The organism is Pseudomonas sp. GL_135, assembly GCF_057834665.1.
Map to the genome: position 1 here is coordinate 1,705,918 of NZ_CM174408.1, position 22,252 is coordinate 1,728,169.

Sequence of the window (22,252 nt, forward strand, 5' to 3'; positions counted from 1 at the left end):
AGGCAGTGCGATGAATAGCCATACGCTGTGGTTGATCTGCCGGCGCCTCGGTGCCGGGGTCGTGACCCTGTTGATCGTGTCGATGGTCGTGTTCGCGATCACGGCCGTGCTGCCGGGCGACGCGGCGCAGCAATCCCTCGGGCAGTTCGCCACCCCGGAACAGGTGGCGGCCCTGCGCCTGAAACTGGGGCTCGATCAACCCGGCGTGTTGCGCTATCTGCACTGGTTGATGAATTTGCTCACCGGCGATATGGGCCAGTCGGTGTCCAACGCCATGCCGGTGGGTGAATTGATGGCGGGCCGGGTGCCGAACACGCTGATGCTGGCGGGCGCCACGGCGCTGGTGTCGGTGCCGCTGGCGCTGATCCTCGGCATCGGTTCGGCCATGGGCCGGGGCGGGCGCATCGACAGCTGCCTGAGTTTCATCACTCTGGCGATGGTCGCGGTGCCGGAGTTTCTGGTGGCGACCCTGGCGGTGCTGATTTTCGCGGTCAACCTCGGTTGGCTGTCGGCACTGTCCTATGCCACTGACATCACCTCGCCGCTGCAGTTTTTGCGCACCTACGCGCTGCCGGTGATGACCTTGTGCTGCGTGATCGTGGCGCAGATGGCGCGGATGACCCGTGCTGCCGTCATCGACCAGCTCGACAGCCCGTACGTGGAAATGGCCCGCCTCAAAGGCGTCAGCCCGATCCGCATCGTGCTGCGCCACGCCTTGCCCAACGCCATCGGGCCGATTGCCAACGCCATCGCCCTGAGCCTGTCGTACCTGCTCGGCGGGGTGGTGATCGTCGAAACCATCTTCAACTACCCCGGCATCGCCAGCCTGATGGTCGATGCCGTGACCAACCGCGACATGGCCCTGGTGCAAGCCTGCACCATGCTGTTCTGCGCGGCCTATCTGGCGTTGGTGTTGCTTGCCGACCTCTGCGCCATCCTCTCCAACCCGAGGCTGAGAAACCAATGAACCCGCTCATTGCGAAATCCAGGCCTGCGTCTTCAGCCCTGGCACTGGCCAAGGTCTCCGGCAACCCGTCCTGGCTGGGACTGGTCGGCGCTGCCGTCTGTGTGATCTGGCTGCTGGTGGCGCTGTTCGGCCCGTGGCTGGCGCCGCACCCGGTCGGGGAAGTGATTTCCGACAATATCTTCGAAGGCTTCAGCCTGGCCCATCCCTTCGGCACCGATTACCTGGGCCGCGACATGCTCAGCCGAGTGCTGGTGGGCGCACGCTTCACCGTCGGCCTGTCGCTGGTGGCAGCGCTGTTGGCCAGCACCTTTGGCACCGGTTGCGCGCTGCTGTCGGTGGTCTCTCCGAAATGGCTGGACGAAATCATCAGCCGGATCATGGACGCGTTCATTTCGATCCCCAGCAAGATGCTTGCGCTGATCATGGTGTCGGCCTTCGGCTCGTCGGTCACGCTGCTGATCTGCACGGCGGTCATCAGTTACATCCCCGGCTCGTTCCGGGTGGCCCGCAGCATGGCGGTCAATATCGAAGCCCTGGAATACGTGCAAGTGGCGCGCACCCGGGGCGAAGGCAAGTTGTACGTGGCGTGCCGGGAAATCCTGCCGAACATGCTCAACCCGGTGCTCACCGACCTGGGCCTGCGTTTCGGCTACATCGTGCTGTTGCTCAGCGGCATGAGTTTTCTGGGGCTTGGCGTGCAACCGCCGGACGCTGACCTTGGCTCGCTGGTGCGGGAAAACATCGGCGGCCTCAACCAGGGCGCGATGGCGATCATCATTCCGGCGCTGGCCATTGGCACGCTGACCATCGGCGTCAATCTGCTGATCGACTACCTGTCATCGCGACGCGGTCGACGCTCGGGAGGCCATTGATATGACCCAGTTGATTCGCGTCGAAGACTTGCGCGTGGTGGCCGGTGATCCGGGCAGCGAAGTGGAGATCGTCAAGGGCGTGAGTTTTGCCCTGGAGAAGGGCGAAGTGCTGGCGCTGATCGGCGAGTCCGGCTCCGGCAAAACCACGATTGCCCTGGCCTTGCTTGGTTATGCGCGACGGGGCTGCCGGTTGTCCGGTGGCGTGGTGCAGGTCGGCGACCACGACATGCTGGCCCTGAGCGAAAAAGAGTTGCAGGGCCTGCGGGGCAATCGTGTCTCCTACATTGCCCAGAGCGCGGCGGCGGCGTTCAACCCGGCGAAAAAACTCCTCGATCAAGTGGTGGAAGGGCCGTTGATCCACGGCCTCGGCACCCGCGCCGAACTGGAAGCCAAGGCCATCGGCCTGTTCCGCGACCTGGCTTTGCCAAACCCCGAGCGCATTGGCCGCCGCTATCCGCACCAGGTCTCTGGCGGGCAACTGCAACGGGTAATGGCCGCCATGGCGCTGATCAGCGACCCGCTGTTGGTGGTGCTCGATGAGCCGACCACCGCGCTGGACGTCACCACCCAGATCGACGTGCTGCGCGCTTTCAAACGTGTGGTACGCGAGCGAGGCGCCACGGCGGTTTACGTGTCCCACGACTTGGCCGTGGTCGCGCAGATGGCCGACCAGATCGTCGTGCTCAACGGCGGGCAGATCCTTGAACAAAGCGCCACCGCGCCGCTGCTCAAGGCGCCGGCCCACGACTACACTCGCAGCCTGCTGGCGGCCGCGCGGCCTGACACGGGCATTCGTCCGCCGTGCGGCGTTGCTGAAGAGGGGCCACTGCTGACCATCACTGGCCTGACTGCCGGCTACGGCAACAAAAACCTGCACGGCATGCCGGCGATCCGCGTGCTGGAAGACATCGACCTGACCGTGCGGCGGGGCCAGGCCATCGGCGTGATCGGTGAATCGGGCTCGGGTAAATCGACTCTGGCGCGGGTGGTGGCGGGGCTGCTGACCCCGGCCTTGGGTGGTCTGACCTTCGACGGCCAGCCGTTGGGCGGCAGCCTGTCCGAGCGCACGCCGGAGCAGTTCCGCCGGATTCAGATGGTCTTCCAGAACGCCGACACCGCGCTCAACCCGATGCACAGCGTGGCGACCATCCTCAGCCGTCCGCTGAAAATGTATTTCGGTCTCAAGGGCGCGGCGTTGCAGGCGCGCATCGGCGAGCTGCTCGATCTGGTGCGCCTGCCGCGAGACATGGCCGACCGCCGCCCCAATGAACTGTCGGGCGGCCAGAAACAGCGGGTCAATCTGGCCCGTGCACTGGCAGCCAAGCCGGACCTGATTCTCTGCGATGAAGTCACCTCGGCCCTCGACACCGTGGTTGGCGCGGCGATTCTCGAACTGCTCCGCGACCTGCGTCAGCAACTGGGCGTGTCCTACCTGTTCATCAGCCACGACATCTCCACCGTGCGTGCGCTGTGCGACGACATCGTGGTGATGTACAGCGGCCACAAAGTCCACGCCGGCCGCCGCGAGTCTTTTGCCGAAGCGCCGTACCACCCGTACACCGACCTGCTCATCCATTCGGTGCCGGAACTGCGGCAGGGCTGGCTGGAAACCTGCGGCGCGACCAGTGGCGAGCTGCCGCCGATCGGCGAGCGGGCCAACCTGCCGGAGCTGTGCACCTTCCTCAACCGCTGTCCGGTGCGCGTCGACGGCCTGTGCAACCGCACCGCGCCGAAGCGCCGCACGCTGGACAACGGCAGCGAAATTCTTTGCCACCGCGATGGCGCCGATCTGCTGGCGACCCAGCGCGGCGTTACCCCCACAAGCTTTGGAGCGTATGCATGAAAGGGCGTTTTGTGAGGCTGGCCGAACAGGGCCGGCCGACGGTCAACCTGATCGTGGATGGCGCGCCAATCGAAGCGTTGCAGGGCGACACGCTGATGGTGGCGTTGCTGACCCAGGGCGGTTCGCTGCGCCAGTCGGAATTCGACAGCGGCCGCCGCGCCGGTTTCTGCCTGATGGGCGCCTGCCAGGATTGCTGGGTCTGGACCCGTGGCGGCGAACGCCTGCGCGCCTGCTCCAATGAAGTCCGCGACGGCCTGGACATCGTCACCACACAACCGGAGGCGACATGGCCACTGCACAGTTGAGCACCCATCGCGTCGTCATCGTCGGTGCGGGCCCGGCCGGCGTGCGCTGCGCCGAAACCTTGCTGGCGGCCGGCATCAAGCCGATTCTGGTGGACGAAAACCGTCGCGACGGCGGGCAGATCTACCGCCGTCAGCCGGACGGATTCACCCGCGATTACTCCACCTTGTATGGCAGCGAAGCCGACAAGGCCAAGGACCTGCACCAGACCTTCGACCGCATCCGTGGCGCCATCGATTACCGCCCGGACACGCTGGTGTGGAACCTCACGCCGGGGCAGTTGTGCTGCGCGAATCAGGGCCGCCACAGCACGCTGGACTATGACGCGCTCATCCTCTGCACCGGCGCCACCGACCGCTTGATGCCCATCGAAGGCTGGCAACTGGCGGGCACCTACAGCCTGGGCGGGGCGCAGATCGCTCTGAAAAATCAGGCCGTGTCTATCGGCCATCGGGTGGTGTTCATGGGCAGCGGGCCGTTGCTGTACCTGGTCGCCAGCCAGTACGTCAAAGCCGGCGCGACTGTGGCCGCGGTCCTCGATACCTCACCCTTCAGCCTGCGTCTTAAAGCCCTGCCAAAACTGCTGGCACGGCCGGGGCTGTTGTGGACCGGCATGAAATTTCTGGCGCAGCTGTATCAGGCTAAAGTGCCCGTGCATCTCGGCGTCAAGCCGTTAGAGGTGTTGGGCGATGCCGCCAATGGCGTGGCAGGCGTGCGCTTCACCACCAACAGCGGCAAGGCCGTGACCGTGCAGGCGGATGCCGTCGCATTGGGTTATCACCTGCGCCCGGAAACCCAGCTGGGTGATCTGGCCGGTTGCGCCATGGCCTTCGATGAAGCCTCCAGCCAATGGTGGCTGGCGACGGACGAGGCCGGTCGTACGTCGGTAAACGGCGTCTATGCCGCCGGCGACGGGGCAAAAATTCGCGGCGCCGATGCCGCCGAGCACGCCGGACGCCGAGTGGCCTTGGCGCTGCTGGAAGACATCAAGCAGCCGTTCAATGCCGGACTGCGTGATGAACAGCAACAGGCGCTCACGGTGATGGACCAGTTTCGTCTGGGCCTGGCCGAAGCGTTTCCCTGGCCCGCCGAGCAGGCCAAGGCCTTGCCCGACAGCGCCATCGTGTGCCGCTGCGAGATGATCACCGCCGGCGAATTACGCCGCACGGTCAACGAGAAGGGCGCGTGTGAAGTCAACCGTGCCAAGGCTTTCAGCCGGGTCGGCATGGGTCGCTGCCAGGGGCGTTATTGCTCCCAGGCGGGGGCTGAAGTGATCGCCGCAGAGGCCGGCGTGCAGGTGCAGGAAGTCGGTCGCCAGCGCGGGCAGGCACCGGTCAAACCCTTGTCGATGCTCATTGAGGAGGTGTCGCCATGAGCGTGCAAAAAGCAGATGTAGTGATCGTCGGTGGCGGCGTGATGGGCTCAGCGACGGCGTTCTTTCTGCGTCGGCGCGGGCAGTCGGTGATCCTGCTGGAGCGGGATCAGATCGGCCAGTACGCCAGCGGCGTCAACTTTGGCAACGTGCGCCGGCAAGGGCGTTTTCTCGGGCAACTGGCGCTGGCCAACCGATCGTACGCACTGTGGAAACGCCTGCCGGAACTGATCGACGACGACCTCGAATTCATCCCCAGCGGGCACATGCGCGTGTGTTACCGCGAAGACGAAATCGCCGAGCTGGAGGCGTATGCCGCCGCCCCGGAAGCCGAGGAACTTGACCTGAAAATCTACCGTGGCGCCGAGCTGCATCAGCGCTTTGGCTTCCTCGGCGCGGACGTCAAAGGCGGCTCTTACGCCCCCCACGACGGCCATGCCAACCCACGCCTCGCCGCCCCGGCCTTTGCCCGCGCCGCCCGGCGCCTGGGCGCTCAGATCGAAGAGCGCACGGAAGTGGCCGAGGTCGAGAAGGTTGGCGGGGATTTTCATGTCACCACAACGGACGGTCGTCAGTTTCACGCCGCGCAGCTGTTGATCACCGCCGGCGCCTGGGGCCAGAAGCTCTCGGCGCAGTTTGGCGAGCCGGTGCCGCTGGACACCCACGGCCCGCAGATGGCGGTCACCGAGCCGGTGCCCTACGCCTTGCCGACAGTGATCGGTGTGTACACCAAGATCGCCGAAGAGGTGATTTATTTCCGCCAGATTCCCCGGGGCAACATCGTCATCGGCGGCGGCTTTCGCAGCAAACCGGACATGCTCAACCGTCGCGCCGCTGTGGAGCCGCGCAGCATCCTCAATCAGGCGGAGCAGATGCGCCGCCTGCTGCCGGGCGTCGGCAATCTGAACATCATCCGCGTGTGGAGCGGCATCGAAGGCTACCTGCCGGACTCGCTGCCGGTGATGGGGCCCAGCGGCACTGTCGACGGCCTGTTCTACGCCTTCGGCTTTTGCGGCCACGGCTTTCAGCTTGGCCCTGGCGTCGGTGATGTGATGGCCGAACTGCTCGACACCGGTCGCACCACGACCCCGATCGAGGCATTCTCCATCAGACGTTTTGCCCTTCCTGCCGCGCAACGGAGCCACGCCTCATGAAACCCCGCGTTCTCGAGATTCTGAAACGGCTGATGGCCTTCGATACCGTGTCGTCGGAGTCCAACATGGCCCTGATCGACTACGTTCGCGACCTGCTGCTGAGCAAGGGCATCGAGTCGTTGATCGTCAAGGACGAGAGTGGCAAGAAGGCCAACCTGTTCGCCAGCATCGGGCCGAAAGACCAGCCCGGCGTGTTGCTCTCCGGGCACACCGACGTGGTGCCGGCGGCGGGGCAGGCATGGACCTTTCCGGCCTTCGCCGCCACCGTGCAGGACGGGCGCATCTATGGCCGTGGCAGCTGCGACATGAAGGGCTTCATCGCCCTGGCCATCGACGCCATGCTCGATGCGGCAGCCCACAACCTTACTCGCCCGCTGCAACTGGCCCTGTCCCATGACGAGGAGATCGGCTGCGTCGGCGTGCGGCGCTTGCTCGATGTGCTGCACTTGGCGCCGGTGCGGCCGTTTCTCTGCGTGATCGGCGAGCCGACCAACATGCAATTCGTCCTTGGGCACAAAGGCAAGGGCTCCTACCGGACCTATTGCCGGGGTCAGGAGGCGCATTCCTCCCTGGCGCCGCGCTCGGTGAATGCCATTCACGTGGCCTGCGACTTCATCGCCTCCCTGCGTGAAAGCCAGCAACACCTGCAACAACACGGCGCCCAGGACACCGACTACGACGTGCCCTACAGCACCGTGCACGTCGGGCAGATCAGTGGCGGCAAGGCGCTGAACATCGTGCCGAACCTGTGCACCCTGGATTTCGAGGTGCGTAACCTGCCGGCAGACAATCTGGAGCAGTTCATCGAGCAGATGCGCGAGCGCGCCGAAGTGATCGTGCGGGAGGCGCAGAAGCTTTCCAGCGCGGCGGCCATCGAGATCGAGACCATCAATGTCTACCCCGGCCTGGATACCCACCCGACGGTCGAAGCGGTGAGCTTCCTCAAGCAATTCGCCGCGCCGGACACCGGCATGACCAAGGTCTCCTTCGGCACCGAAGGCGGTCTGTTCAAGCAGCGCCTCGACGTGCCGGTGGTGGTGTGCGGCCCGGGTTCCATCGAGCAGGCGCACAAGCCGGACGAGTTTATCGAGGTCAGCCAGATGGACGCCGGCGAGCGCTTTTTGCAAGGGCTGCTGGGCTCGCTGAAGGCGTAGCAGAGCCTGCCGTCCTGACGTGAATTTCAGCACGGCACGCTGGTTTGAAGACGCTTTCGGCATCCTCGTCCGAGGCAGATCCCTAGACTGGAATCTGTCTCGGATCAGGACTCGACAATGCTCAAGAATCGCTTGCAAGACCCCGGCCTGTTGGCTGAACGCGCCTACGTAAACGGCCAGTGGATCGCTGCCGACAGCGGCGCCACCTTGGACGTCCGCGACCCCGCCACCGGCGAACTGCTTGCCCAGGTTCCGGCCATGGACGCGCCCGATACCCGCAGGGCCATCGAAGCTGCCGAGCGTGCCTGGCCGGCGTGGCGCGCGCGCCCGGCGGCAGAACGTGCGGCGCTGCTGGAGCGCTGGTTCCAGGCGATGATCGACCACCTCGACGACCTCGCGTTGATCATGACCTGCGAGCAGGGCAAGCCGCTGAACGAGGCCAAGGGCGAAATCCGCTATGGCGCCGGCTTCGTCAAATGGTTCGCCGAAGAAGCGCGCCGGGTCTACGGCGAAACCATGCCGGCCCCCAGTGGCGACCGCCGCCTGCTGACCCTCAAGCAACCCGTGGGCGTCTGCGCCGCGATCACCCCGTGGAACTTCCCCAACGCGATGATCACCCGCAAATGCGCGCCGGCCCTGGCCGCCGGTTGCCCGGTCATCGTCAAACCGTCGGACCTCACGCCGCTGTCGGCCCTCGCGCTGGCGGTGCTGGCCGAGCGCGTCGGCATTCCGGCCGGCGTGTTCAACGTCATCACCGGAATGCCCGCCGGCATCGGTGAAGAACTCACCGGCAACCCGGCGGTGCGCAAGATTTCCTTCACCGGCTCCACCGCCGTCGGCCGCCTGCTAATGCGCCAGAGCGCCGAACACATCAAGCGCCTGAGCCTGGAACTGGGCGGCAATGCGCCGTTTGTGGTGTTCGACGACGCCGACCTGGAACAAGCCGTGGCCGGGGTGATGATCAGCAAGTTTCGCAACGCCGGACAAACCTGCGTGTGCGCCAACCGCATCCTCGTGCAGGCGGGCATCTACGACCGATTCGCCGCGCGGCTAGTGGAGGAGGTGGGCAAACTCAAGGTCGGCAACGGCCTGGAAAAAGGCGTGACCATCGGCCCGCTGATCAATCCGGCGGCGGTCAGCAAGGTGGCCCGGCACATCGACGATGCCCTGAGTCAGGGCGCGAAACTGCTCTGCGGCGGGATTCCCACAGGCGACAGTCAGTTCGTGCAACCCACCGTGCTGGCTGACGCCCACGCCGGCATGCTCCTGGCCAATGAGGAAACCTTCGGCCCGGTGGCGCCGTTGATGCGCTTTACTGATGAAGCCGAGGCATTGGCGTTGGCCAACGCCACGCCGTTCGGTTTGGGCGCCTACTATTTCACCCAGGACCTCAAGCGCTCGTGGCGCTTCGGCGAAGCGCTGGAATTCGGCATGGTCGGCCTCAACACCGGGATCATCTCGATGGAAGTCGCGCCGTTCGGCGGCATCAAACAATCGGGCCTCGGCCGCGAGGGCAGCAAGTACGGCCTGGACGAGTACCTTGAAGTCAAAGCCTTCCACATCGGCGGCTTGAACTGATTCATTGCAAGGGGCGCACCATGAGCAAGGCATTCAGAATCGCCGCGATTGCGGGCGACGGCATTGGCAAGGAAGTCCTGCCGGAAGGGTTGCGGGTACTGGAACAAGCGGCGAAAAAATGGGAACTGAACCTGAGCATCGACGTGCTCGACTGGGCCCACTGCGACTACTACCTCGCCCACGGGAAAATGATGCCCGACGACTGGTTCGAACAGCTCAAGGGCTATGACGCGATCTACTTCGGCGCCGTGGGCTGGCCCGACAAGGTGCCGGACCACATTTCCCTGTGGGGCTCGCTGCTCAAGTTTCGCCGTGACTTCGACCAATACGTGAACATCCGCCCCGTGCGCCTGTTCCCCGGCGTGCCCTGTCCGCTGGCCGGGCGCAAGCCGGGCGACATCGACTTTGTGGTGATCCGCGAAAACACCGAGGGCGAATATTCGTCGGTGGGCGGCAAGATGTTCGAAGGCACCGAACACGAATTCGTGCTGCAGGAATCGGTGTTCACCCGCCGTGGTGTCGACCGCATCCTCAAATTCGCCTTCGAACTCGCCCAGACCCGCCCGCGCAAACGCCTGACGGCCGCGACCAAATCCAACGGCATCTCCATCAGCATGCCGTACTGGGACGAACGCACGGCCTTGATGGCGGCAAATTACCCTGAGGTGACGTGGGACAAGCAGCACATCGACATCCTCTGCGCACGCTTCGTGTTGCAGCCGGACCGCTTTGACGTGGTCGTGGCGTCGAATCTGTTCGGCGACATCCTCTCCGACCTCGGCCCGGCATGCGCCGGCACCATCGGCATCGCCCCCTCGGCGAACCTTGACCCGGAACGGCGCTTCCCCTCGTTGTTCGAACCGGTGCACGGCTCCGCGCCGGACATCTACGGACAGAACATCGCCAACCCGATCGCGATGATCTGGTCCGGCGCGCTGATGCTCGACTTCCTCGGCAACGGAGACGAACGCTACCGCGCGGCCCATGACGGGATATTGAAGGCGATTGAGGAAGTGATTGCAGAGGGGCCAATCACCCCGGATTTGGGCGGGAAGGGCTCGACGCAAGACGTGGGGGCGGCGATTGCCGGGAGGTTGGTTTAGGGCCGGGATTTCTGCAGGACTGGCTTCTGACTTTTGTGGGACCGGCTTCAGCCGGGAAGGCGTCGGATGCCACACCGCGAAATTAATATCGATTGCGCGGGCCTCTTCCCGGCTAAAGCCGGTCCTACAGGGACGCAGAGCGTCCGGGGCGGCATTACCACGCAGAGCGTGGGAACGATCTGCATGTGTCTGGCTCACCGATTATAGGTTTTGATCTCAGTGGGACCGGCTTTAGCCGGGAAGGCGTCGGATGCCACACCAACGGACCGGGGACAGATTAATTTATGGAGAAGCGCTGTAAATAAATCAGTCCCCTTTAAACGGTCGAGCTTTAAGCGACATTGCATGTAAGTTGGAAGATATGAACCTCATCAAAGAATTTTCTTCCAACCAATGCCTCAATGGCTGAAGCCTGATCGCGGTTCAGGTCGTATCCTTCGTCGCCGCGTTGCGGTTCCGACCACTCCATGATTTCGCTCAATTGAGCGTCGCAACCGTCGGGCAGATTGATTTCAAGCTTGAGCTGTTCGCTCTCTCTGTCGAATACCTCAACGATGTATTTCAAGGTTCAACCTCGCGTGTGCTGTCTGCACTTTTGGTTTGAGTGCCTGTTTCTGCGTCGAACTCTCCCAAGTGTTTTCCTCGCTTGTTGTATTTTTCAATTGCCCCGTGCTGGCTGTCCCATTCGAAAATCTCGCCTGCCTGGGTTTTCCAGCGTTTGCGCAGACCTCCACCGCCCTTGACCGATGTCTTCCGGGGCGCAACCTTTGCGTCGGGAAATGCGGCGAGTTCTTTCGGAGGCGGATGATACCCATGATCCCCATTAAACGGCCTTGCATACACCACATACATCGACCTCAGCCCCGAGTCAGCGGGGAAGACGAGGATGCAGTCTTCGGCGGTGATGTCGTCGCCGGGGAGGCCTTCGAGCTGGCTGTCGGTGTCGTCCGGGATCGGGTGGACGAGGATGGTGCCTAAGCTCGCGTCGCTGTTTTCAGGGTAGACCAGCGGTTCCAGTCTCCCGTGTCGGCCCCGGCGGGGCGTCATGAGAATGGTGACGCCATTGAGGTGGGCTTCCATCGCACTTTTGTCGGCGTTCCAGCGGGCTTGCACGGTGCGAACCGAGTCATCGCCGGATGACTTGGAATGGATGCCGTAGATCTGCAATTCGCCTTCTGCATCACGGCGCATCTGGAAACGCACCCGCGTTGTCGCCTGAGTCAGGTTGCGCAATTCGTCGTCGGTGTACAGCGTGCCATCGCCCATCTTCGCCGGGAGCATGCCGACGATGAACAGACTCGCCGGGCCGCCTGCTCCGCGAAGCAGCCACGTGTGGCTGCGCTGCACGATGCCGCCGCCGGCCATGCGGCCCAATCCCATGTCTGCGCCGAGTGCGGCGGCAATGGCGTCGGAGGCGTAGGGCAGGAGCATGGCGCCCGCCATCATGATCGCGCCGAAGTTGGAGGCGGGCTCTACCTCAGTGCCGGCGTCAGTGCTGCACCATTCCCCGGTACAGGATTTGGCGAAGACCTTGTCCGTGCGCTCCTTCGGGACCGGCCAGCGCTCTGGCATCGGAGTGGGCACCCGCACGGGTTCGGGAGGCGGATTCCACGGTGTCCATGACGCGCCCCCGTTTGGAAGCCCTTTGAAAATCGAGTTCTCCCCGAAGGGATCTTTTTTGTCGTCCTTGAACATGACCTTCCTGAAGTCCGCCAATTTAGGGCGGCGGAGGATGCGGTCGGGTCGATGAGTGGTCAACGGTAGGGCGGTTTCGGAATGTTGCCGTGCCGACAGGCTTTTGATGTCAGTGGGACCGGCTTCAGCCGGGAAGGCGTCGGATGCCACACCACGAAATTAATATCGATTGCGCGGGCCTCTTCCCGGCTAAAGCCGGTCCCACTATGAGGGCGCGTACATCAGTGAGACCGATGACGCGGAGCGTCCGGGGCTTCATTACCACGCGGAGCGTGGGAACGATCAGATCAAAAACTTCCCGGCTAAAGCCGGTCCCACTAAAAGCATGCGCTGTGTCAGTGGGACCGGCGGCGATCCCCGTAAGACCGGCTCAGTCGGGAAGCCCTTGATCTGCTTTTGATCTGCTTTTGATCTGCTTTTGATCTGCTTTTGATCTGCTTTTGATCTGCTTTTGATCCTCATACGCAAATAGCCCAGACGACACCAATCGCGACTTGGGTGCAGGCTGAACGCAGGTCTCGCTCCGTGGGCCGAGCGGCATGGATGCCGCGAGAGCCGCCCCCCGCCATGGATGGCGGATGGCGGCGGGCCCACGGAGCGAGACCGGAGTGAAGGAACCCTGACGAAGGAAGGGCCAAACCGAGAGCAGGCACTTTTGCTTACTTTTGGTGCTTTTCAAAAGTAAGTCGCCGAAGGCGAAACGGTCTGCCCCCAGGCAGACGCCTTTGATCTTGATCTAGATCTCAATAGCCCCGATTTCGATCAATCTGCCCCACCATCCGCTCCCCCCGCTCAAACCGCCGAATATTTTCCAGCAACACCCCAAACGCACTCGCCGGCTGCGTCATCGCCGCCACATGCGGCGTCAACACCACCTGCGGATGACCCCAAAACGGATGATCGGTCGCCGCCGGCTCCACCTGCAACACATCCAGAACAGCGCCGCCCAACTGCCCACTGTCCAGCGCCTCCAGCAAATCCCCCTCCACCAGATGCCCGCCGCGCCCCATATTCACCAGCCCTGCGCCCCGCGGCAGCAACGCAAACAGATTCCGGTCCAGAATCCCCTCCGTCTGCTCCGTCAACGGCAACACACACAGCAAAATATCGCACTGCCCCAGAAACGCCGCCAACTGCGATTGACCCGCGAAACAAGTCACGCCCTCAATCTCATGAACACTCCGCGCCCAGCCCGACAAGGCAAACCCGAACGGCGCCAGTGTTGCCAGAATCTGCTGCGCCTGGGTGCCCAGCCCCATCACCCCCACACGCCGGTTCTCTGCCGGCTGCAACAGATGCGCCTGCCAGCAACGCGCCGCCTGCTGCTCGCGGTACCGAAGCATATCCCGATGCAGACTCAATACCGCCCAAGTCGCGTACTCGCACATCCCCCGCGTAATGCCCGGATCCAGCAGCCGCACCACCGGCAGATCCGCCGGCAACCGCGACAGATCCAACTGATCGACCCCGGCCGACAGCGCGAACAGCACTTTCAGATTCGGCAGCAACTGCGTCAGATCATCCGGCGCCTGCCAGGCGGCCAGATACTCGACCTCCTCGGTATTGCCGATGTCCGGCCAGGCGCGCCATTCGATGTCCGGTGCATGTTCGGCGAAGAGTCTCTGCCAGTGTGGCGCGCGCGCGGGGTCGGCTTTATAGAGCAAGGCCATGGGCGTTTCCTGCTGAAAAGAGGCTGAAGGGAAGGGGTAGGGAGCCAGCCCACATCATCCTCCAAGCCCGGCGCAGGATCTGTTGAAAGGCGGGGCCAAAACAGTTGATCCGAATTTCTCACGGGCCAAGTTCGGCTAAGTGCGTTGCCCGCACGCCGTAACCTGATCAGCATCGCAACCGCCTCCAGGTTGCCGGACTCACGATGGGAAATGCCATGAACAGCAAAGTCGACGAAACCCCTCTTTTGCTCCGTCAGCGCGAGCAATTTGTGCCCCGTGGTCTGGTCACCGCGCACCCGCTGGTGATCGACCGTGCCCAAGGCACCGAATTGTGGGACGTGGATGGCAAGCGCTACCTGGATTTCGTCGGCGGCATCGGCGTGCTCAACATCGGCCACAATCACCCGAAAGTGGTCGCCGCCGTGCAGGCTCAACTGCAAAAAGTCTCCCATGCCTGCTTTCAGGTGGCGGCCTATGCGCCTTACCTCGATCTGGCTCAGCGCCTCTGCGAAATGATCGGCGGTCAGGAAGCCTACAAGGCCGCGTTCTTCACCTCCGGCGCTGAAGCAGTGGAGAACGCCGTGAAGATCGCCCGTGCCCACACCAACCGTTCGGCAGTCATCGCCTTTCGCGGCGGCTTCCATGGACGCACCTTGCTCGGCACCACGCTCACCGGCATGAGCCAACCCTACAAACAGAACTTCGGGCCGTTTGCGCCGGAAGTGTTCCATACGCCGTACCCGAACGCGTATCGCGGCGTCAGCAGTGTTGACGCAATCACTGCGCTGAATGAATTGCTCGCCACCCAGGTGGCACCGGACCGCGTGGCTGCGATTCTGATCGAACCGGTGCAGGGCGACGGCGGTTTCCTCACCGCGCCGCCGGAGTTTCTCCAGGCCCTGCGCGCCTTGGCCGACAAGCACGGCATCGTGCTGATCCTCGACGAAATCCAGACCGGTTTCGGCCGTACCGGCACCTGGTTCGGTTACCAGCACGCCGGCATACAGCCTGATCTGGTCACCGTCGCCAAAAGCCTCGCTGGTGGCCTGCCGTTATCGGGCGTGGTCGGCAAGGCGCATATCATGGATGCGCCGCTGCCCGGCGGCCTCGGCGGCACCTACGGCGGCAACGCCCTGGCGTGCGCGGCGGCACTGGCGGTGATCGATGCGTTCGAGGAAGAGCAACTGCTGGCGCGCAGCCAACTCCTGGGCGAGCGTCTGCGCCGCGGCCTGATCGGTTTGCAGGCGCGCTACCCGCGCATCGGCGACGTGCGCGGCACCGGTTTCATGCTGGCGATCGAGCTGATCAAGGATGACGCCGCGCGCACCCCGGACGCCGACCTCAATGCACGGGTGATCGACGAAGCCCGGGCGGGTGGTTTGCTGGTTATCAAATGCGGCGTTTATCGCAACGTGCTGCGCTTCCTCGCACCATTGGTGACGACAGAAGCCCAGGTCGATGAAGCCGTGCAGATCCTCGACGCCGCCTTGGCACGGGTCTTGAACTCGAATTTAAAGTAGTGCCTTGCCCGCTACGGGCCAGATGCATCCAGGAGGTTCAATCCACATGGGGCTGACAGAATTGGGGCTGACAGGGTTTGGGCTGACAGAGTACCGAGCGTTACTGATTGATTGCGATGAAGTGCTGGTGGACCGCGATTCAGGCGTCTGGGCCGCGCTGCAACCGCTGCTCGACAGCCGCGGCGGGCAACCGGCCAAAGATGAAGTGCTGGCGGAATTCAACGCCGTCGTTGCGACCCTGTATCCGCGCTTCGCCGAGCTGGGCTTCAGCGGCCTGTTGTGCTTCGCCCATCGCCAACTCGCCGAAAAGTGGGGCCTGCACGCCAGTTGGGAGGAGGGCATGAGCTTCGCCCGTTCGGCGGGCAATTGGTCGTTGTTCGAAGACGCACCGGGGGCGATGCTGTACTTGCGCAAGTTCTATCGGCTGCTGGTGCGCGGCGACCGCGATGCCGAGGACCGTGGCGTGCTCTGCGAGCGGCTGGGAATTGCACCGGAAGATTTCATTTCCCTGGCCGAAGGTCCGCAATGGCTCACGGATCAGGGCGATCAGGTGCAACCGGTCCTGCACGTCACGGGACCGTCGGTCGACACGTTCGCCGGTCTGGACCGCTGCCTGATCGGCCGCCACCGGGCGCGTCAGCCTTCGCCCTGCGCGGCGGAATACTGCATTAACAGCATGGCTGACCTGGTGGCGCAGCATCAGCTGTCTTTACGGCGCTGATTTTGCTAGAAGATTGTCTTACAACGGCAGTCAAGAGGTACGTGATGGAAGGGCTCGTAAAACTGGATCGGATCGACATCAGCATCCTGGTCGAACTGCAGAAGGACGGCCGGATGACCAATGTCAGCCTCGCCGATGCCGTCGGCCTGTCCGCCAGCCCGTGCCTGCAACGGGTCAAGCGGCTGGAATCGGCTGGTTATATCTCCAGCTACAAAGCGCATCTGAACCTGGGCAAGATCACCGACTCGGTCACCGTCTTCACTGAAATCACCCTCAGCGACCACAAGCGCGAAGACTTCGCCAAGTTCGAATCCAACATCCGCTTGGTGGACGAAGTCCTCGAATGCCACCTCATTAGCGGCGGCTACGACTACCTGGTGCGCTTCATGACCCGCAGCATTCAGCACTACCAGGAAGTGGTGGAAAGCCTGCTCGACAAGAACATCGGGATCTCCAAGTACTTCAGCTACATCGTCATCAAGTCGCCGGTGCTCAAGGATGGGGTGCCGTTGCGCAAGTTGCTGCGCCATTGAATTAAACGCGGTTTAAACCGCAACCTGCGTCCCTCAAAAGATGAGATGGCGGGACGATAAAAGGGCTGTCCGTTTTCGTGGGCGGCCTTTTTTTGTGGCGAGCGTTGGCCAACCGAGGGAGGTCCGCGACCGACGATTCGGGCGAACATGAAACTTTTCGTCGGCTTATTGACGTCATTCTAATGGCTCATTACCGTCGCGCCGTTGTTTGATATCACTGTGCTATTGCAAGGACGCTTCGTGGACCTCTCCGCCCTAAGAGTTGCGCTGCTCTGTTTGTTCGCCGCAACGCCTCTAATGACTCGCGCCGCGCCCACTCCGGGCGATCAGGATCTGCTGCGCGACCGTCAGGAACAACTGCTCCAGGATCAGCAGCGCCGCCTCGAAGACCTCAAGAGTCTGCCCGGCAAGCAAGCTGCACCTGTCGCACCGGCTGCCCCAGTCGACACGCGTTGCTTCACCATCACGGCCATCGAGCTCAAGGGTGCTGCGTCGTTGTCGGATGCCGAACGGCAGCGCCTGACCCAGCCCTATCTGGGCACGTGCATGGGCGTGTCCCAGCTCAACGAACTGCTCAAGACCATCACCAACCTGTACATCGCGAAAGGGCTGGTGACCAGCCGTGCCTACTTGCCACAGCAAGATCTGTCCAAGGGGCAGTTGCAGGTGCTGGTGATAGAAGGCCAGCTGGAAAAACTGCGCAGCGCTGCCGACGGTGGCCTGAGTGAGCGTGAGCTGGCGATGGCGTTTCCGGGGCGGGAAGGGCAGTTGGTCAACCTGCGCGAGATCGAGCAGATGGTTGATCAGCTCAATCGCCTGCCCTCCAATCAGGCGCAAATGGAGCTGACGCCGGGCCAGGAAGTCGGCGGCAGCGACGTGATGGTCAAGAACACCCCGCAAAAGCCGTGGCGCGTGAGCCTGTCGCGCAACAATGACGGCCAGCGCAGCACCGGCGAGCAACAGTGGAACACCGGGCTTGAGTGGGACAGCCCGCTGGGCCTCGCGGATCAACTAAGCCTGCGCGGCGGCCACGACGCCATGACCGATCACCTGCACACCTCGCACAACAGCGGGCTGGCCTACAACCTGCCGTGGGGCTGGTGGAATTTCAGTTACAGCTACAGCGAAAGCGAATACCGCTCACAGGCCCAGGCCAACGGCTTCGATTTCAAGCAGAACGGCGACAGCCAGACCCATCAGTTGCGCGCCGAGCGTGTCATCTACCGTGATGCCCTGAGCAAGACCTCGCGGCGTTAACGGTGTCACAGGCGCAGCAAGCGTCACAGGCGTCTCCGGAAATCCAGGCTCCCCAGGCGTTACCCCCATTCCCGGCATCAGCGTCATCGGTGGCGCAAACCCCACCGGCATCAGCCCAGGTCAGTCGGCGACCGCGCAGACGGTCGTCAGGGTTCAAGGCCTGCCATCCACCGCAGCCACGGCCCGCACCGGCAAGTACCTGATCGAAACCAACCCGGTGCTCACCGACCTCAAGCAATTCATGAGCTCGGATTACCTGCTCGCGGGCCTCGGCTACAACCCCGACGAAAGCGCCAAGCGCCTGGGCGACGGCCTTTACGAACAGCGTCTGGTGCAGCAAGCCGTTACCTCACGCACCGGCCAGGCGTTCATCGACGGACAGACCTCCAACGAGGATCAGTTCAAGTACCTGATGAACAACGCCATCGCCAGCAAAACCCAGCTCAACCTGACCGTCGGCGTCTCGCTGACCTCCGAGCAAGTGGCGGCGCTCACTCACGACATCGTCTGGCTCGAAGAGCGCGAAGTGAATGGCGAAAACGTGCTGGTGCCAGTGCTGTATCTGGCTCAGGCCGATGGTCGGCTCGCCCCGAACGGCGCGCTGATCGCCGGTAAGGACGTGACCCTCATCGCCGGCCAGAACCTCGACAACGTCGGCACCCTCAAGGCCACCAACAACCTGTCCACTACCGCTGGCAATGACCTGGTCAACAGCGGCCTGATCTCAGCCGGCAACCGCCTGGACCTGCTCGCGGGCAACGACGTCACCAACAAAGCAGGCGGCATCATCGCCGGTCGAGACGTCACCGTGACCGCCATCGGCGGCGATGTCACCAACGAGCGCAGCGTCACGTCGCTGGACAGCGACGTGCGGGGCCAACTGCACAAGGAGTACGCCGACAACGCCGCCCGCATCGAAGCGGCCAATGACCTGAGCGTTTCCGCCGGGCGTGACATCAACAACATTGGCAGCACGCTCCAGAGCGGCCGCGACCTGATCCTTAACGCCGGGCGAGACGTCAACATCGCCTCTGCGCAAGTTACCAACAGCCAGATACTCAGCCCTAAACACACCAGCAGCGACATCACCCAGATCGGCTCGACCGTCAGCGCAGGCCGCGACCTCTCGGTCCAGGCCGGACGCGACATCAACGCCATCGCCAGCGAGATCGACGCCAAACGCGACATCGCCATGGCCGCGACCGAAGACGTCACCATCAGCTCCGCAGCGGATGAGGAGCACTCGTACAGCAAGAGCAAGAAGGTCAAAAAGCAGGAAGACCACGTCAGCCAGGTTCAAACCGAGATCACGGCGGGCGGCAGTGTTGCCGTCAGCGCCGGTCAAAATCTGGCCGTCACCTCCAGCCGCATCGCCGCCAACGACGAAGCGTATCTGGCGGCAGGCAACAAACTCGAAGTCCTGGCCGCGCAGGACAGCGACTACTCGCTATACGACATGAAGAAAAAAGGCTCCTTCGGCGCAAAGAAAACCAAGCACGACGAAGTGACCGATGTGAAAAACATCGGCAGCGAAATTACCGCTGGCGGGAACTTGGTGTTGGTGAGTGGCGGGGATCAGCAGTATCAGGTCGCGAAGCTCAATAGCGGTAAAGACCTGACGATTAACAGCGGCGGGGCGATCAACTTCGAGGGTGTTAAAGACCTTCATCAGGAGAGTCATGAGAAGAGCAATACCAGCCTTGCGTGGAACTCCATGTCCGGTAAGGGCAAGACCGATGAAACCTTGCGCCAGAGTGAACTGATCGCCAAGGGCAATCTAGTTGTAAATGCTGTTGATGGTCTGCACATCGACGTTAAACAGGTGAACCAGCAGACGGTGAGCCAAGCGATTGATGCGATGGTCAAGGCTGATCCTGATCTGGCTTGGTTGAAAGATGCGGAGAAGCGGGGGGATGTTGATTGGAAGCTGGTTAACGAGATCCATCAGTCCTTCAAATACAGCCACTCTGGGTTAGGAGCCGGTGCACAGCTGGCACTGGCCATCGCACTCGCGGCATTGACCGGCGGAGCCGGAGCAGGGTTGGTTGGTGCTAGTGCAGGTTCGTTCGCCGCAGGTTTCGCCAACGCGGTTGTGGTCAGTCTGGAAGTCACCGCAGTCAACAGCGCGATTAGCAACAAGGGGAACCTTGGCGCGACCGCAAAGGACACCTTCAGCAAAAGCAGCATGCAGGGCGCAGTGGTTTCTGGGCTCACCGCAGGTTTTATCAACTACGCCAGCGCTAACTGGTTTGGAGCTACGGTTGATCCTGCTACCGGTAAGATTGCCGGGCCAAGCATCGTCCCAAGCTTGACCGACCCCGCAGCCCTCGCACGTTTTAGCGCGATACAGCTCTCTGGAGGCGCAGTTAATGGAGCGCTATCGGAAGCGCTCGGCACTGGATCATTCAAGGAGTCAATGCTCGGCAGTGTCTTCAATGTGTTGCAGGCGACGGCTTTCAACGGAGCCGGAGACCTCGGCAAACAATTCGATCTGAATGATGGCGCGGCACCGAAAATACTTGTCCATGCTGTTGTTGGAGGGCTCCTGTCAGAAGTCATGGGTGGGGACTTCAAGACAGGAGCGATAGCTGCAGGCGCCAATGAGGCGATGATTGATTACCTCGACAAGAGTGAGTACCTGAAGGGAGATGACCCAACCCAGCCCAACCGTTTGGTCAACGCAGCCTCCAAGCTGATTGGGCTTTTTACCGCTGCAGCGACCGGTGGAAACCTATCTGTTACATCGGAGATTACTGGAAATGCTCAGGCGTACAACCGGCAGTTGCATACGTTTGAACAGAAAGCACTGGTGGCAGAAGCTCAGAAGCTAGATGAGCAGGGCAAAAGCAATTCAGGGATGTCCTGGCAAAGCTTGCTTAACTTCTACGCGAGTGCGGAAGTCGATGCGTCTGACGCCGCGCGTTTGAAAGCCATCCTCGGCACAGCTAGCGACGCTAATCCAGAGAAGCTCAATCTGCTGGAAGATTTGAAGACTGTCGGCGCGTCAATATCGCGTCTTCAAAGTGAAAAAATAGCGCTCACATGGGCCGATGGAACGCCGATTATCGCCGACGGGGACAAGGTCTACGCCTTTTCTTCAACCTCAAAGCAATATTCAGATTCGGCACTGTTCAGTCCGAGTACTAGCGGTTATTCAGGCGACGGAGCTGCGGCGATACCCACCGACTGGGTGAAACAATTCGGGTCTGGCACCGCACTCCAGTATCAGAATGAAATCGGCTCGTTGAGCGGCGTGAACATTGGGGCGCAAGGGCAATACCAGCAACTGAGTACCCTGTTGGGAGGGGGCATAGTCCCTCTGATAGATGGCGATCTTGTGCTGGGGATGCTGGGCGGCGTCGGTGCGAAAGGCATGCTGGCCCTCCTCGCTGAAAAGCGTGCGGCAACCCTAGCGGCGGCCGAGGCGAAAGCAGGATCAAACGCAGCAGCAGATTTAGCGCAGGCTGGAACGAGCACAAAGGGTTCGACCGGTACGCCTGTGTGGACCACCTCCGAAGGTCCTTATAGTCGACAGCTAACTGGGAATTATCCTTCACCAACTGCTACTGTTAGCGGGCAAGCTGTGGATGGCGCTGGTGACCTAGGCAGTGGGTTGGGTGCGAAGGCAACTACTAATGCTCCAAATGCACCCAGGTTCATTACAGACACTGCCGGTAATACTATTGACTTAGATTATACTAAGGGACTTAGGGAAACGAGTGTGACGGTCGCGGGAACGCGTGGTGGTGTTCAGTATCCGTTGCAAGGACAAATTCCCGATTCTTATGCGAATCTTGGAAATGGGCATGTTGTTGTCTACGGTCCTGAGGGGCGCGCACTATACGATGTATCTAGCTCTCGGATTAAGGTGGTCGAATGGAACCAAGCTCCGAATGGAACATATTTCCCAAAGAAGGGAAGTGATACGAAAGTTTTTGAGGGGAATGTTCCGCAGTCGGTTCTTGAAAGTTTGGGGTTGAAATGATGAAGGTTTTTCAGGGTAATATTTCTAAAGAGTCGTTGAGTCTGTTTGTTTCGGATATTGGCTCTGGAGAGTTTTTTTCATATGCAGGGAATTTGGTTTCATTAGAGCAAGCAATTTCTGTTCTGGGTTTGCTCTCTCCTGATTTTATTGAGGTCAATGGTCACATTTTCTGGCTGCCTAACGCTCAGCAATACGATCCGCAAAGATTTCATTTGAGCGGGCTGGTTGAGGACGAATCTAGTGTGTTGGAGCCAAGTACATCGCGTAGAAACGTTGAACGATACAGGAATATTTTTTCAATAAATCAGTTTTTTTCAAAGTGGGAGGATGCACCGGGTCGACCCATATTTAAAGTGGGCCTGTCGGAAGAAGATTATCGTCTTTGTCATTTATTTGCTGAGCAGATTACCAGATATTGGAAACGCGCATTATCCGACGCTTTTCCAGAGAAGGTGTTTCAGTTTGAAATTGCTGACGATCTTCTAGATGAATATGGCGTCTGCCTGACATTTTGGCAGTCGTAGT

17 protein-coding genes and 1 pseudogene are annotated in these 22,252 nt (G+C 61.7%); 15 read left to right on the top strand and 3 right to left on the bottom strand.

Translation table 11 applies throughout. The annotated features are described in order from the left end of the window. Positions 1 to 10: 10 nt before the first annotated feature. From AC3ISG_RS07800 to AC3ISG_RS07840, 9 genes are all read left to right on the top strand, one after another. Positions 11 to 967, top strand: coding sequence for an ABC transporter permease (locus AC3ISG_RS07800; RefSeq protein ID WP_122624287.1), 957 nt, complete (start codon positions 11 to 13; stop codon positions 965 to 967). Continuing rightward, positions 964 to 1,839 carry an ABC transporter permease gene (locus tag AC3ISG_RS07805; RefSeq protein ID WP_122624288.1) on the top strand — a complete coding sequence of 292 codons (876 nt, stop codon included), beginning with the start codon at positions 964 to 966 and terminating at the stop codon, positions 1,837 to 1,839. The genes AC3ISG_RS07800 and AC3ISG_RS07805 overlap by 4 nt, the downstream gene beginning before the upstream one ends. 1 nt (position 1,840) lies before the next feature. Further along, complete coding sequence (locus tag AC3ISG_RS07810) at positions 1,841 to 3,682, top strand: ABC transporter ATP-binding protein (protein WP_489298910.1); 1,842 nt, start codon at positions 1,841 to 1,843, stop codon at positions 3,680 to 3,682. Continuing rightward, positions 3,679 to 3,987 (top strand): (2Fe-2S)-binding protein, encoded by a 309-nt coding sequence (locus AC3ISG_RS07815; RefSeq protein WP_489298911.1) that lies wholly within the window; start codon positions 3,679 to 3,681, stop codon positions 3,985 to 3,987. Before AC3ISG_RS07810 ends, AC3ISG_RS07815 begins: the two co-directional genes overlap by 4 nt. Further along, entirely contained in the window at positions 3,969 to 5,360 is a 1,392-nt protein-coding gene (locus AC3ISG_RS07820; RefSeq protein WP_489298912.1) for an FAD/NAD(P)-dependent oxidoreductase, read from the top strand. The genes AC3ISG_RS07815 and AC3ISG_RS07820 overlap by 19 nt, the downstream gene beginning before the upstream one ends. After that, entirely contained in the window at positions 5,357 to 6,511 is a 1,155-nt protein-coding gene (locus AC3ISG_RS07825) for an NAD(P)/FAD-dependent oxidoreductase (RefSeq protein ID WP_489298913.1), read from the top strand. The genes AC3ISG_RS07820 and AC3ISG_RS07825 overlap by 4 nt, the downstream gene beginning before the upstream one ends. After that, a complete protein-coding gene (argE, locus tag AC3ISG_RS07830) occupies positions 6,508 to 7,665 on the top strand; it encodes an acetylornithine deacetylase (RefSeq protein ID WP_489298914.1) in 1,158 nt (385 codons plus the stop codon). Before AC3ISG_RS07825 ends, argE begins: the two co-directional genes overlap by 4 nt. A 117-nt stretch (positions 7,666 to 7,782) precedes the next feature. Next, a complete protein-coding gene (locus tag AC3ISG_RS07835) occupies positions 7,783 to 9,243 on the top strand; it encodes an NAD-dependent succinate-semialdehyde dehydrogenase (protein WP_489298915.1) in 1,461 nt (486 codons plus the stop codon). Between the two features lie 20 nt (positions 9,244 to 9,263). Beyond that, positions 9,264 to 10,346, top strand: a complete 1,083-nt coding sequence (locus AC3ISG_RS07840; RefSeq protein ID WP_489298916.1) for a tartrate dehydrogenase — start codon at positions 9,264 to 9,266, stop codon at positions 10,344 to 10,346. 331 nt (positions 10,347 to 10,677) lie between these two features. Here AC3ISG_RS07840 and AC3ISG_RS07845 read toward each other — a convergent pair whose 3' ends face one another. The 3 genes from AC3ISG_RS07845 to AC3ISG_RS07855 all read right to left on the bottom strand — a co-directional run bounded on the left by AC3ISG_RS07845 (position 10,678) and on the right by AC3ISG_RS07855 (position 13,711). Next, positions 10,678 to 10,911 (bottom strand): DUF7683 domain-containing protein, encoded by a 234-nt coding sequence (locus tag AC3ISG_RS07845; RefSeq protein ID WP_074887955.1) that lies wholly within the window; start codon positions 10,909 to 10,911, stop codon positions 10,678 to 10,680. Further along, positions 10,908 to 12,041 carry a colicin E3/pyocin S6 family cytotoxin gene (locus AC3ISG_RS07850; RefSeq protein ID WP_489298917.1) on the bottom strand — a complete coding sequence of 378 codons (1,134 nt, stop codon included), beginning with the start codon at positions 12,039 to 12,041 and terminating at the stop codon, positions 10,908 to 10,910. Before AC3ISG_RS07850 ends, AC3ISG_RS07845 begins: the two co-directional genes overlap by 4 nt. 743 nt (positions 12,042 to 12,784) lie before the next feature. Beyond that, positions 12,785 to 13,711 carry a 2-hydroxyacid dehydrogenase gene (locus AC3ISG_RS07855; RefSeq protein ID WP_489298918.1) on the bottom strand — a complete coding sequence of 309 codons (927 nt, stop codon included), beginning with the start codon at positions 13,709 to 13,711 and terminating at the stop codon, positions 12,785 to 12,787. Between the two features lie 215 nt (positions 13,712 to 13,926). On the opposite strand from AC3ISG_RS07855, the gene gabT reads away from it, so the two are divergent. From gabT to AC3ISG_RS07885, 6 genes and pseudogenes are all read left to right on the top strand, one after another. Beyond that, entirely contained in the window at positions 13,927 to 15,231 is a 1,305-nt protein-coding gene (gene gabT / locus AC3ISG_RS07860; RefSeq protein WP_489298919.1) for a 4-aminobutyrate--2-oxoglutarate transaminase, read from the top strand. A 46-nt stretch (positions 15,232 to 15,277) separates the two neighbouring features. Next, positions 15,278 to 15,952: an HAD family hydrolase gene (locus AC3ISG_RS07865; RefSeq protein WP_489298920.1), complete on the top strand. Its 675-nt coding sequence runs from the start codon at positions 15,278 to 15,280 to the stop codon at positions 15,950 to 15,952. Between the two features lie 44 nt (positions 15,953 to 15,996). Continuing rightward, the gene (locus AC3ISG_RS07870) at positions 15,997 to 16,485 is read left to right on the top strand and encodes an Lrp/AsnC family transcriptional regulator (RefSeq protein WP_122534823.1); all 489 of its coding nucleotides are present in this window, start codon (positions 15,997 to 15,999) and stop codon (positions 16,483 to 16,485) included. 297 nt (positions 16,486 to 16,782) lie between these two features. Next, a pseudogene (locus AC3ISG_RS07875) lies at positions 16,783 to 17,733 on the top strand (ShlB/FhaC/HecB family hemolysin secretion/activation protein); the annotation flags it as partial. Between the two features lie 421 nt (positions 17,734 to 18,154). Then, a complete protein-coding gene (locus AC3ISG_RS07880) occupies positions 18,155 to 21,727 on the top strand; it encodes a DUF637 domain-containing protein (RefSeq protein ID WP_489299472.1) in 3,573 nt (1,190 codons plus the stop codon). After that, the gene (locus AC3ISG_RS07885) at positions 21,724 to 22,251 is read left to right on the top strand and encodes a hypothetical protein (RefSeq protein ID WP_489298921.1); all 528 of its coding nucleotides are present in this window, start codon (positions 21,724 to 21,726) and stop codon (positions 22,249 to 22,251) included. Before AC3ISG_RS07880 ends, AC3ISG_RS07885 begins: the two co-directional genes overlap by 4 nt. Position 22,252 lies beyond the last annotated feature (1 nt).